Origin of the sequence: Nonomuraea sp. H19 (genome assembly GCF_052068215.1) — a bacterium.
GTDB lineage: Bacteria > Actinomycetota > Actinomycetes > Streptosporangiales > Streptosporangiaceae > Nonomuraea.
Genome location: NZ_JBQHCV010000028.1, coordinates 111,559 through 123,229, shown reverse-complemented (window position 1 = coordinate 123,229; position 11,671 = coordinate 111,559). Strand labels below are relative to the sequence as shown.

Below are 11,671 nucleotides of genomic sequence, written 5' to 3'. Positions count from 1 at the left end.
CAATACCGGCTAGGGGTATTGTGGTGACGGCAATCAATACCAGTGGGGGGTATATGTCAAGTGCGGTCTACTTCGGGGTGCCGCCACAGAACCCCCAGAGCGACGGCAGCCGCTGGGATGACCAGCACGAACCCGACGACCATTCTGGTGCCGAGCCCTGCGATCTCCTGGAGCCACCCCAGGGCCACGTAGAGCACGCCCGCCACGGCGACCGACACCCCGAGGACCATGCCCGCCGCGGTCGCCGGCGCGTCCGGCGCGAGGTCTTGTGCGATCACGACGTTGATCGGGTTGCTCACGTACAGGAGCGCACCCGCCAGGATGGCGGCGACGAAGAAGGGCACGCCGCCCGGCTCCAGCCCGACAACGGCGAGCAGCGGCACGGCCGCGGCGAGCAGCGAGCCGACCAGCGTCGTACGGCGGCCAAGACGCGGCGTGAGCACGCCGCCGACCAGCGAGCCCAGGCCCGCGGCCAGCGAGAAGGCGGCCAGGCTCCATCCGATCAACGCGTCGTCGGTCGCCAGACCGTGCTCGCGCACCAGCCACATGGGCAGCGAACTGGTGAAGGTGACGAAAGCGACGCTCGCCAGGCTGGAGGCGAGCGTGAGCCCGCCGATGGGCCCGCGCAGCAGCCGGAGCTGAAAGAGGGTCCGCAGGGGCCGGTGGCCGTGCGGCTCCCAGTCGGGCACCGGGGTGACCACGCGCAAGCTGCGATCTTCCGCTACAGCGCCGAAGAAGGGCTGGATGACCGTTGACATCCTCCCCCTCGTGAACTGAAGGCGGAGGTTTCCGCACTCAAGAAGATCCGATGAACGGTGGCGAGAAAGACGGCGAGCGATGTCCCGCCGAGCACGCCTGGCCTGCGAATCACGTGTGGCATGTCGAACTCCTCGGTTTCGCGATGGATGGCTGCGTTCCGGGTCCGGTCAGTTGCCCGGAAGTACGCTCCGGCTTTCCAGGAATACCATAGGGGGGTATAGTGTTGTCATGGGCGACGAACCCGAGGGAGGACGACATGCCCGGATATGCCACCACCAAGCAGGACCACGCGGTGAGACTGCGTCGCGTCGAAGGCCAGATCCGTGGCCTGCAGCGCATGGTCGACGACGACAAGTACTGCATCGACATCCTGACCCAGGTGTCGGCGGCGACCAGCGCGCTGAGGTCGTTCTCCCTGTCGCTCCTCGAAGACCACCTGGCCCACTGCGTCGCGGAGGCCACCCTGAAGGGCGGCCCGGAGGCGGACGCGAAGGTCAAGGAAGCCTCCGACGCCATCGCCAGACTCGTCCGTTCCTGACCGCATTGACCCGGATTGAAGGAGAGATCGCTATGAGCACCGCCACCTACACCGTCAAGGGCATGACCTGCGGCCACTGCGTCAGCTCGGTCAAAGAAGAGGTCAGCGAAGTGGCCGGCATCACCAACGTCGAGGTGGACCTGGCCACCGGACTGCTGACCGTGGACAGCGACGGCCCCATCGACCCGGCGAAGATCGTCGCCGCGGTCGAAGAGGCCGGTTACGAAGTGGCGAACTCGTGAACACCGCAGCCAAGCTCGGCTCCTACGTCCTGGGGCTCGCCGTCGTCTTCGGCGGCGCCCTGGGCGCGGGCAAGGCGGTGGGACCGGTTGGGACGCCCCCGGCAGAGGACCACGCCGCCATGACGACCATGGGGACGCCGACGGCGAGCGCGGGACACGGGGAGCACGCCACCGAGCAGGCGGAGAACAATACCCCCGGAGGGCTTCAAGTGTCCGAGAACGGTTACACCCTCACCCCGCTCACCGCCGCGATCAAGCCGGATGAGCCGACCGACTTCCGTTTCACCGTGACGGGCCCCGACGGCCGCCCGGTCACTGACTACCAGGTCGAGCACGACAAGAAGCTGCACTTCATCGTCGTCTCCCGTGACCTGACCTCGTTTCAGCACCTGCACCCGGTCGAGGCGGGTGACGGCGTCTGGTCGGTCAAGCTCACCCTCCCGGCCGCGGGGACGTACCGCGCGTTCGCCGATTTCGCCCCCACCGGTAGCAGCGCTCTGACCCTGGGCGCCGACCTGCTCGTCGCCGGCGACTACGAGCCCAAGGCGCTTCCCGAGACCAGCCGTACGGCCACCGTCGACGGATACGAGGTCACCCTCGACGGCGAGCTGACGCCCGGACAGGCGAGCAAGCTCACCCTCAAGGTCAGCAAGGACGGCAAGCCGGTGACGGACCTGCAGCCGTACCTCGGCGCCTATGGGCACTTGGTGGCCCTGCGCGCCCGGGACCTGGCGTACCTGCACGTCCACCCCGACGGCGAGCCCGGCGACGGCAAGACCAAGGCCGGACCCGAGATCGTCTTCTACGCCGAGGTGCCCAGCGTCGGCGACTACCGGCTCTTCCTCGACTTCCAGCACGACGGCGAGGTCCGCACCGCCGACTTCACCCTCGGCGCGGGCGAGCGGCCGGCGATCCCGACGCCCACCCCCACCTCGACGCCCACCCCCAGCGGGCACGGCGACAACCACAGCCACTGACCGAGAGAAAGGAGAACGCTGATGTCCCAGGTCACCGATGACCGGCAGAACGCGGTCGAGCTCTCGATCGGCGGCATGACCTGCGCGTCGTGCGCCAACCGCATCGAACGCAAGCTCAACAAGATGGACGGCGTGACCGCGACGGTCAACTACGCCACGGAGAAGGCGAAGGTCACCTTCCCCGAAGGGATCGACCCGCAGCAGCTCATCACCGAGGTGGAGAAGGCCGGCTACACCGCCGCCCTGCCCGCTCCGCCCAAGACGGAGGCGGAGGCGGCCGGGCAGGAGCCGGAGGACGAGCTCCAGCCGCTGCGCAGCCGCCTGATCACCTCTGTGGTGCTGGCCGTGCCGGTGATCGCGATGGCGATGATCCCGCCGTTGCAGTTCACCAACTGGCAGTGGCTGTCGCTCGTGCTGGCGGCGCCGGTGGTGGTGTACGCGGGCTGGCCCTTCCACAAGGCGGCCTGGACCAACCTGCGCCACGGCGCCGCCACCATGGACACGCTGATCTCGATCGGCACCATCGCCGCGCTGGGCTGGTCGCTGTGGGCGCTGTTCTTCGGCACCGCGGGCACGCCGGGGATGACGCACCCGTTCGCGTTCACCATCGAGCGCACCGACGGCTCCGGCAACATCTACCTGGAGGCCGCTGCGGGAGTGACGGCGTTCATCCTGGCCGGCCGCTACTTCGAAGCCCGCTCCAAGCGGCGGGCGGGCGCCGCGCTGCGAGCCCTGCTGGAACTGGGCGCCAAAGACGTGGAGCTGGCCGACGGCCGGCGCGTGCCGGTCGAACAGCTTTCCGCCGGGGACCGATTCATCGTCCGCCCCGGCGAGAAGATCGCCACTGACGGGGTGGTCGAGGAAGGCACCTCGGCGGTCGACGCCTCGATGCTGACCGGCGAGTCCGTACCGGTCGAGGTCGGTGTCGGCGACGCGGTCACCGGCGCCACCGTGAACGCGGGCGGCCGCCTGATCGTCCGCGCCACCCGGGTCGGCGCCGACACCCAGCTCGCCCAGATGGCCAAACTGGTCGAAGAGGCGCAGACCGGCAAGGCGCAGGTGCAGCGCCTGGCCGACCGCATCTCCGGCATCTTCGTGCCGATCGTGATCGCCCTGGCGCTCGGCACGCTGGGCTTCTGGCTCGGCACCGGCGACGGCGTGGGCGCCGCCTTCACCGCCGCGGTGGCCGTGCTGATCATCGCCTGCCCGTGCGCGCTGGGCCTGGCCACTCCGACCGCGCTGCTGGTCGGCACCGGCAGGGGCGCCCAGCTGGGCATCCTGATCAAGGGACCCGAGGTACTGGAGTCCACCCGCAAGATCGACACCGTGGTGCTGGACAAGACCGGCACGGTCACCGAAGGCAAGATGACCCTGGTCGACGTCCACGTGGCCGAGGGCGAGAGCCGCGAGGAGGTGCTGCGCCTGGCCGGCGCGCTGGAGCACGCCTCCGAGCACCCGATCGCCCAGGCCATCGCCCGCGCCGCCGGCTCCGACGCCACCGTCGAGGACTTCGCCAACGTCGAAGGACTCGGCGTGCAGGGCATCGTCGACGGCCACGCGGTCCTGGTCGGCCGTCCCCGGCTGCTGGAGGAATGGTCGCAGCACCTCACCCCCGACCTGGAGCGCGCCCTGCACGCGGCCCAGGCCGCAGGCCGTACCGCGGTCGCGGTGGGCTGGGACGGTCAGGCGCGGGCGGTGCTGGTGGTGGCCGACGTGGTCAAGCCGACCAGCAAGGAGGCCATCACACAGCTGCGCGCCCTCGGTCTCACCCCGGTGCTGCTGACCGGCGACAACGAGGCGGTGGCCAAGACCGTGGCCGCCGAGGTGGGCATCGACGAGGTGATCGCCGAGGTGCTGCCCGCCGACAAGGTCGACGTCGTCAAGGAACTGCAGAGCGAGGGCAGGGTCGTGGCCATGGTCGGCGACGGGGTCAACGACGCCGCCGCGCTCGCCCAGGCCGACCTGGGGCTCGCGATGGGCACCGGCACCGACGCCGCCATCGAGGCGAGCGACCTCACCCTGGTCCGCGGCGACCTGCGGGTGGCCGCCGACGCCATCCGGCTCTCCCGCCGGACACTCAGCACGATCAAGGGCAACCTGTTCTGGGCCTTCGCCTACAACGTGGCCGCCCTGCCGCTGGCCGCCCTCGGCCTGCTCAACCCGATGATCGCGGGGGCCGCGATGGCGTTCTCCAGCGTGTTCGTGGTCAGCAACAGCCTGCGGCTACGCCGCTTCAAGTAGCACCACTCGGGATGGCTCCGGGCGAACACCGCTCGGAGCCATTCGCATGGAACAGGACGAACAGGCCGGCTTCACCGACCACATCCTCAGTGCGGGACGACGCCGTCGGCCAGCAGCCGCCGATAGTTCGTCACGCGATCTTCGACGGTGTCCAGGCAACAACTGGAGCACTTCACTTCCTCTGCGGAGGTGTAGTAGAGGCAGCAGGTGTTGCGCAGGTAGAAGAGTCCCTCCCGGTCGCCTTCCCTGAGCCGGATCACCCTGCCCAGGCGGTCCAGTCCGCCGGTGGCGGCGGTCAGGAACGTCTGGTACGCGCTCTCCAGTTGGTCCACGTCTCCGCCGCGCCGGCTGGCGATACAGAAAGCCGCCGCGCAGCCGTGGGCCACGCCGCCGTAGAGCTGGCGAAGGCCGGCTCGGGTACGTACGCGCATGGCATGCGCGAGGGGCAGCAGGTGGTCGTCCAGCACCCAAGCGACCAGGGTCTCCACAGGTGCGTCGGTGACGGTGGGTTCGCGGATCGCGACGGCCTCGAAGCCGTGATGCGGGGAAAGCCGGATGGCGACGTTGTGCGGGCGCATGTCGATCACCACGCCCTCGATGGCCCATGCCAGCACGGCGGCTGCGGTCACGGTGCCCGCGTATACCGCCATCACGGTCAGCGCTGTCGCGTGGTCGGAGACCTGGCCGCTCGCCCGCCGCTCGGCCTTCAGCACCTGCTTCAGCTCCGCGGACCACGGATCGAGCAGCCGGTCACAGGCGAGCCAGTCCTCCCCCGGCACCGGCCCGCGCTGGAGCCGGAAGCGGTCGCCGAAGGATTCCAGGCGTGCGAAGACGTCCGTCACTCTTTTCCATCCTTGTCAGGTCTGAGCTGCTTCGAGCAGTTGGGCCGTGTAGGGGTGGGAAGGGGCGCTGGCAAGGTCGGCGGACAGGCCATGCTCGACGACCGTGCCGTTGCGGAGCACCACGATCCGGTCGCACGACTGCACGGCTTCTCCCAGGTCGTGGGTGACGAAGAGGACGGCGAGGCCGCGATCGACGGCCAGCGTGCGGAGTGTGGTGGCGATGCCGGCGCGGGTGGAGACGTCCAGCATCGAGGTGGCCTCGTCGGCGATCAGGAGGAGGGGATCGGCCGCGAGCGCCCGGGCGATGGACACGCGCTGCCGCTGCCCGCCCGACAACTGACCGGGGAAGCGCTGCAGGAACTCGTCCGTCGCGGGCAGCCCGGCGGCGCTCAGCGCCTCGGGGACCCTGTGGGCCCGCTGTTCCCGCGGTGTACCGGTCATGATCAAGGGTTCGGCCACCAGGCTCGCGATGCGCATCCCGGGGTGGAGCGCGTCGTAGGGATCCTGGTGAACGAAGCCGATCCGCTGCTGGAGGCGGCGCAGCGCGCGGCCGCGCCGGGCGGTCAACTCTTCGCCCGCGATCTCGATCCGGCCGCTCGACGGACGCAGCAGGCCGAGGATGATCCTGGCCAGAGTGCTCTTGCCAGAGCCGCTCTCGCCCACCAGCCCGACGATCTCTCCGGCGTGGATGTCGAGATCCACCCCCCGTAGCGCCTCCACGGTTCTCGAACGGGTCCGGTAGAGGTGGCGTACGCCGGCTACGCGGACGACCGGCGCCCCTGGCGCGTGGCCGCCGCGTGGCACTACTGGGTAGGTCGGTTTGTCGTGGTGGTGGCAGGCCACCTGCGCCGTGCCGTGTGAGCGCAGCGGCGGCGCCTCTTCCGCGCACAGGTTGGTGGCCAGGGGGCAGCGCGGGGCGAAGCGGCATCCCTTCGGCAGCAGGTCGAGTGCGGGCGCGGAGCCGGGGATGCTGCCCCAGGGCACCTGCCGGTCCGCGACGGGGGTGGCGGTGAGCAGGCCTGCAGTGTAGGGGTGGGAGTGTTCGGCGGCGAGCGTGCGTGCCGGGCGAACCTCGGCGAGCCGGCCCGCGTACATCACCGCGACCCGGTCCGCGTACGGCATGAGCCCGGCGAGGTCGTGCGAGACGATGAGCGTGGTGGTGCCGAGACCGGCGAGCAGCGTGAGGATCTGCCGCTGGGTGATCACGTCCAGCCCGGTGGTGGGCTCGTCGGCGATCAGCAGCCGGGGCTCGCCCGCCAGCGCCAGGGCGATCGCGACCCGTTGGCGCTGTCCTCCGGACAGCTCGTGTGGGTAGCAGCGGAGCATGGCGGGTTGGAGGCCGACGTGTTGGAGCAGCTCGGCCGGGCTCGAGCGGCCGCCGTGCAGGGTGAGCATCTCGGTGATCTGGGCGCCGATCCGGTGGACGGGGCTGAGGCCGGCCATCGCGCCCTGCGGCACGATGGCGACCTGGCGGCCGCGGATGTTCTTCCAGACGGTACGGCCGGCCAGCTCGTCCTCGCCGAGCCGCGCGGACCCGGTCACGGTCGCGGTGCGGGGGAGCAGCCCGAGCAGGGCGCGGGCGAGCGAGGTCTTGCCGCAGCCGCTCTCGCCCACGAGCGCCGCGACCTCGCCTTCCGCGACGTCCAGGCTGATCCCGTCGACTGCGGTCAGGTCGCCGTAGCTGATCGTGAGGTCGCGCAGGGACAGCGTCATCGGGTGGCCTCCCTGAGTGCGGGGTTGAGGCGTTCCTCGACGGCGATGCCGATGAGGGCGAGGGCCAGCACGGTCAGCGTGATGGCGGCGCCCGGCGGGAGCGCCCACCAGAGCCACGCCTCCGACAGGAACACGCCGTTGGTCTGCACCCAGAACAGCGTGGTGCCCCAGCTCGGCGCGGTCGGGTCGCCCAAGCCGAGGAAGGACAAGGTCGCGTCGTAGATGACGGCGCGCATCGCTGTACGGACGAAGACCGGGATGAGCAGCGGGCCGATGAGGTAGGAGCCGTGCCGCAGGAGCAGCCACCAGCGCGGGGAGCCCATCGCGCGGGCCACCTCCAGATGCCCGCGCGACCACGCGGTCAGGACGGCGGCCCGCAGCACTCGCGCCGGGACCGGCCAGAGGATCAGCGCCAGGATCGTCACCCGGGTGCCGAAGGACTGGCCGAGGAAGGCCGCCGCGAGGATGTAGAGGATCAGCTCGGGCAGCACCAGCATGACGTCGGTGCCGCGCATGAGCGTGGCCGACAGCCAGCGTGGCCCGATCCCGGCCGCCCCGCCGACCAGCGCGGCGAGCACGGTGGTGGCCGCGGCGACGATGAAGGCCAGGCTCAGGGACGTGCCGGCGCCGACGATGAGCTGGTCGAGCAGGTTCCTGCCGAGATCGTCGGCCCCGAGCGGCAGCCCCGCTCCCGGAGGCGCGTACGGATCCGCGACCCGGGCCCGGCCGGCGTCGTCGGGCAGCGCCGTGCCGTACAGGGCGACTCCGACGATCAGGGCGAGGATCCCGGCGCCGATCATTCCCTGGCTGCCGAGGAGATCACGGCGGGGTGCGCGCAGGAACATCATCGGCCGCCTCCGGTTCTGGCGCGGGGGTCGAGCAGGGGGTAGGTGGCGTCGGCCAGCGCATTCATCAGCACGACCATCAGCGTCAGCACCAGGAACGCGCCCTGCATCAGCGGATAGTCGCGGGCCGTGATCGCGTCGAAGGTCAGGCGGCCGAGCCCCGGGTAGGCGAAGACGGTCTCGACCACGATCGAACCCGCGGCGAGGAAGCCGATCTCCATCATGAGGATCGTGTGCACGGGCAGCAGCGCCGGGCGCAGCGCGTGCCTGCGCACCAGCCTCCCGTACGGCACCCCGCGCGCGTGCGCGTGCTGGATCGGCTCGCTGGTCAGCACGGTCAGCAGCGACGAGCGGGTGTAGAGGAACAGGTAGCCCATCCCGGTCAGCGTCATGGTGGTCACCGGCAGGATCAGATGCATCAGCACGCCGGAGACCGTCACGCCTTCGACGCCCGACACGCCGAAGGTCGGCAGCAGTTGGAGCTGCACGCCGAACAGGACGATGAGCAGCATTCCCAGCCAGAACTGCGGGAACGAGTCGAGCACGATGGCCGTGCCGAGCAGTCCCGACCCTTTGCCGTTGCGCCGGCGCAACGCGCCCACCACCCCGAACGTCACCCCTACCAGCGCGGTGCCGATGATGCTGGTGCCGACGAGCAGCAACGTCCACGGAAGCGCCTCGCCGAGCGCCTGCGTGACCGGCCGCCCGTCGGACAGGGAGGTGCCGAGGTTCAGGGTGAGGACACCGCCGAGGTAGTCGAGGAACTGCTCGGGCAGGGGCTTGCCGAAGCCGTACTGGGTGGCGATCTGCGCTCGCTCGTCGGCGGTCAGCCTGGCCAGCGCCTCCGGGCTGCCGAACAGCTTCAGCGGGCCACCGGGCAGCGCGCGGGGCAGCGCGAAGTTCAGCGTGAGCGCCACTGCGAGCACGGCGGCATACTCGGCCAGCCGGCTCGCCGCGTACCGCCAGGTCATTGGAGTTTGAAGTCGACGAGGGAGAACTTGTTGAGCACAGCGGAGCCGTTCTGCCAGGCCCAGCCGCTGTAGACGTCCTTGCGGAAGGCGTAGGCGCCGTTGCGGTAGTAGAGCGTCAGGAACGGCAACTGCTCGGCGATCTGCGCCTGGAGCTGCTTGGCCGCCGCCGTCCTGGCCTCCATGGTGGGGGCCGAGGTGAGGGTCTTCACGGTGGCGTCGACCTGGTCGTTCTTGAAGCCGACGATGTTGAGTGAGCCGTCCTCCGGGTCCGAGGCGACGAGTTGGGCGATGGTGCCGCTGCTCAGCATGACGGGAGCGGACCAGCCCCACATGGACAGGTCGTAGTTGCGCCCCTTGCTCACGTCGTAGTCGGGCCACACCTTCGCATCCAGCGAGTCCGGGTCGAGGGAGGAAACCTTGACGGCCACACCCACCGCCTTGAGCATGTCGCGTATCAGCTCGGCGCTGCGCAGCCGGTCGGTGGAGGTGCTCTGGACCAGCAGCTCGTACGACATCGGCTTGCCGTTCAGCACCCTGATCCCGTCGGGACCGGGCTTGGCGCCCAAGGCGTCGAGCTCACGCTTGGCCGCCTCGACGTCGTAGAGCGGCGAGAGCTGGTCGGGCTTGACGGGGGAGTCGGCGTGAACGAAGCCCGGATTGCCGGGTGTGCCCTGGCCGAGCAGCGCGGTCTTCACCAGGTCCGTCACGTCGATGGCCTTGGCCAGGGCGCGGCGGACCTCCGGCTTGTCGAACGGGGCCCTGGTGGTGTTGAAGGCCAGCAACGTGGAGGCGAACTCGGTGCCCTTCACCACGCCGATGTTCGGCTGCCGCTCCAGCGCCTGGAGCTGCTGCGGAGGCACGATGCGGGTGGACAGGTGGATCTCGCCCGTGCGCAGGGCGGCGAACTGCGTGGACTCCTCGGGGATGACCACGACCTTGACGGTGTCGACCTTCGGCTTGCCCATGATGTAGGAGGCGTTGGCGGTCAGCGTGTAGCCGCGGGCGTTGTCGTACTGCGTGAGCTTGTACGGGCCGGTGCCGATCGCCTTGTCGGTCCCGGCTTCGCTGACCTTCTCCACCGACGACCACAGGTGTTGGGGCAGGATCGCCATGTCGGCCAGAATGCGCCGCGGGAACTCGGGATCCGGCGCCTTGAGGGTGAGGGTCACGGTGTCGCCGCTCGCGGTCACGCTCTGGACCGGCCGGACGTCGATGGAGGAGTCGCCCTCCATGTTCTTCTTGTAGAACTCGACGCTGAACACCACGTCGTCGGCGGTCAGCGGCTTGCCGTCGTGCCAGGTGACGCCCTGTCTGAGCGGCATCGTGAAGACCTTGTTGTCGGTGGTCTGGATTTGCCTCGCCAGCAGCGGCGCGACCCCGTCGCCCTGGACGATGACCAGAGTGTCGAAGAGCAGCTTCACCAGGTTGTTGCCCGGGTAGCCGGTCTGGTTGGTGAACGGGGTGAGGGTGCCCTCATCGGAGGAGATCGCGATGGTGACGCTCTTCGCCGCCGCGGCGGTCTGCCCGCTCTGGGCAGGCTCGGTACCCGCGCCGCATCCGGCCAGAGCTAACCAGAGCACGGCGGCCATCGCAATGAACGTCCTCGATTGCCGGTACACGGAACCTCCCGGGGGTATAAGAGGTCGAGACCGCCGCCGGGTGGAGCGAGCGGTGTTTCATGCGACTCTATAGAGGTATTCCGTAGATACAAGAGCTCAATATGTAACTCCGTAATTCCCCTACCAGGCTCGGTCAGGAGTCATGCCATGTCTGTGAGCTGGGCATATACCGCATGACAGGTCGCCGGGTCGGTCGAGTGAGCAGTGCGTGTCGAGCGCCCGTAACGGTCGCGAAACCATCACTACTACGGATCACCGGAGATCGGCTGTCCTTAGGTGTCAGGAGTGACACCCGCGATCAAGGCTGTCGTCGTCCTGCGCATGCGGTCGCGCAGGTCGGGCGCCTGAGGGCCACGGGTGAGCAGCAGTTGATGTGCGGTTCCCACCAAGGCGAGGGCAAGCGATTCGACGTCGGCGTCGGCGTGGATGCGGCCGTGTTCCTGTTCGGCGCGGAGGTAGGCGGCGAAGGCTCGTTCGCCGAGTTCGCTTCCCGACGAGCGGATCCGCGTGGTCTTGACGGCAGCCGCGAGCAAGCTCGACGCTCCCTATGTATGGGGCGCCGAGGGGCCCGACGCGTTCGACTGCTCCGGGCTGATCCAGTGGGCGTACGGACGCGCCGGGATCCGTCTGCCCAGAGTGACGCACCAGCAGTTCGCCAGTGGTCCCCAGGTCCCCTTCGCACAGATACGGCCGGGAGACCTGATCTTCTGGCGACTGGACCCGACCAATCCCGGCTACATTTCCCATGCGGCGATCTACTGGGGTGACGGGAAGATGATCCAGGCTCCCAGGACGGGGGACGTCGTCAAGATCGTGCCTGTGCACACGCGAAATCTCGCGGGCGTCGTCAGGGTGGCCGGTGCGGACTGACGTCAGGCAGGAACTGCTCCCCATAGTGACCTTGTCGGGCCCGCGGCTGAGCGC

At 69.5% G+C, this 11,671-nt stretch carries 12 protein-coding genes; 5 read left to right on the top strand and 7 right to left on the bottom strand.

What is annotated here, in order from left to right; genetic code table 11:
* Positions 1-56: 56 nt before the first annotated feature.
* Complete coding sequence (locus tag ACTMTI_RS44825) at positions 57-758, bottom strand: MFS transporter (protein WP_441126944.1); 702 nt, start codon at positions 756-758, stop codon at positions 57-59.
* A 257-nt stretch (positions 759-1,015) separates the two neighbouring features.
* Here ACTMTI_RS44825 and ACTMTI_RS44820 point away from each other — a divergent pair, with 257 nt between their 5' ends.
* The 4 genes from ACTMTI_RS44820 to ACTMTI_RS44805 are packed head-to-tail and all read left to right on the top strand — an operon-like array spanning position 1,016 to position 4,757.
* On the top strand, positions 1,016-1,297 hold the full coding sequence (locus tag ACTMTI_RS44820) for a metal-sensitive transcriptional regulator (RefSeq protein WP_441126942.1): 282 nt from the start codon (positions 1,016-1,018) through the stop codon (positions 1,295-1,297).
* Positions 1,298-1,329: 32 nt separating this feature from the next.
* Positions 1,330-1,539: a heavy-metal-associated domain-containing protein gene (locus ACTMTI_RS44815; protein ID WP_441126940.1), complete on the top strand. Its 210-nt coding sequence runs from the start codon at positions 1,330-1,332 to the stop codon at positions 1,537-1,539.
* Positions 1,536-2,516: a hypothetical protein gene (locus ACTMTI_RS44810; RefSeq protein WP_441126939.1), complete on the top strand. Its 981-nt coding sequence runs from the start codon at positions 1,536-1,538 to the stop codon at positions 2,514-2,516. The genes ACTMTI_RS44815 and ACTMTI_RS44810 overlap by 4 nt, the downstream gene beginning before the upstream one ends.
* A gap of 21 nt (positions 2,517-2,537) precedes the next feature.
* Positions 2,538-4,757 (top strand): heavy metal translocating P-type ATPase, encoded by a 2,220-nt coding sequence (locus tag ACTMTI_RS44805; protein ID WP_441126938.1) that lies wholly within the window; start codon positions 2,538-2,540, stop codon positions 4,755-4,757.
* A gap of 86 nt (positions 4,758-4,843) precedes the next feature.
* Here ACTMTI_RS44805 and ACTMTI_RS44800 read toward each other — a convergent pair whose 3' ends face one another.
* The 6 genes from ACTMTI_RS44800 to ACTMTI_RS44775 form a co-directional block, all read right to left on the bottom strand.
* Positions 4,844-5,599: a (2Fe-2S)-binding protein gene (locus ACTMTI_RS44800; RefSeq protein WP_441126937.1), complete on the bottom strand. Its 756-nt coding sequence runs from the start codon at positions 5,597-5,599 to the stop codon at positions 4,844-4,846.
* Positions 5,600-5,614: 15 nt separating this feature from the next.
* The gene (locus ACTMTI_RS44795; protein ID WP_441126936.1) at positions 5,615-7,312 is read right to left on the bottom strand and encodes an ABC transporter ATP-binding protein; all 1,698 of its coding nucleotides are present in this window, start codon (positions 7,310-7,312) and stop codon (positions 5,615-5,617) included.
* Positions 7,309-8,160 (bottom strand): ABC transporter permease, encoded by an 852-nt coding sequence (locus tag ACTMTI_RS44790; RefSeq protein WP_441126935.1) that lies wholly within the window; start codon positions 8,158-8,160, stop codon positions 7,309-7,311. The genes ACTMTI_RS44795 and ACTMTI_RS44790 overlap by 4 nt, the downstream gene beginning before the upstream one ends.
* Positions 8,157-9,128: an ABC transporter permease gene (locus ACTMTI_RS44785; protein ID WP_441126934.1), complete on the bottom strand. Its 972-nt coding sequence runs from the start codon at positions 9,126-9,128 to the stop codon at positions 8,157-8,159. The genes ACTMTI_RS44790 and ACTMTI_RS44785 overlap by 4 nt, the downstream gene beginning before the upstream one ends.
* Complete coding sequence (locus tag ACTMTI_RS44780) at positions 9,125-10,708, bottom strand: ABC transporter substrate-binding protein (protein WP_441126933.1); 1,584 nt, start codon at positions 10,706-10,708, stop codon at positions 9,125-9,127. The genes ACTMTI_RS44785 and ACTMTI_RS44780 overlap by 4 nt, the downstream gene beginning before the upstream one ends.
* Before the next feature lie 311 nt (positions 10,709-11,019).
* A complete protein-coding gene (locus tag ACTMTI_RS44775; protein ID WP_441126932.1) occupies positions 11,020-11,280 on the bottom strand; it encodes a hypothetical protein in 261 nt (86 codons plus the stop codon).
* Between ACTMTI_RS44775 and ACTMTI_RS44770 the strand changes: the two genes are divergently transcribed.
* Complete coding sequence (locus ACTMTI_RS44770; protein WP_441126931.1) at positions 11,261-11,617, top strand: C40 family peptidase; 357 nt, start codon at positions 11,261-11,263, stop codon at positions 11,615-11,617. The genes ACTMTI_RS44775 and ACTMTI_RS44770 overlap by 20 nt on opposite strands.
* Positions 11,618-11,671: the final 54 nt, after the last annotated feature.

Excerpts from the sequence above, each read along its gene's own strand:
- ACTMTI_RS44825 (WP_441126944.1), bottom strand. The coding sequence starts at position 758 with ATGTCAACGGTCATCCAGCCCTTCTTCGGCGCTGTAGCGGAAGATCGC.
- ACTMTI_RS44820 (WP_441126942.1), top strand. The coding sequence starts at position 1,016 with ATGCCCGGATATGCCACCACCAAGCAGGACCACGCGGTGAGACTGCGT.
- ACTMTI_RS44815 (WP_441126940.1), top strand. The coding sequence starts at position 1,330 with ATGAGCACCGCCACCTACACCGTCAAGGGCATGACCTGCGGCCACTGC.
- ACTMTI_RS44805 (WP_441126938.1), top strand. The coding sequence starts at position 2,538 with ATGTCCCAGGTCACCGATGACCGGCAGAACGCGGTCGAGCTCTCGATC.
- ACTMTI_RS44795 (WP_441126936.1), bottom strand. The coding sequence starts at position 7,312 with ATGACGCTGTCCCTGCGCGACCTCACGATCAGCTACGGCGACCTGACC.
- ACTMTI_RS44790 (WP_441126935.1), bottom strand. The coding sequence starts at position 8,160 with ATGATGTTCCTGCGCGCACCCCGCCGTGATCTCCTCGGCAGCCAGGGA.
- ACTMTI_RS44785 (WP_441126934.1), bottom strand. The coding sequence starts at position 9,128 with ATGACCTGGCGGTACGCGGCGAGCCGGCTGGCCGAGTATGCCGCCGTG.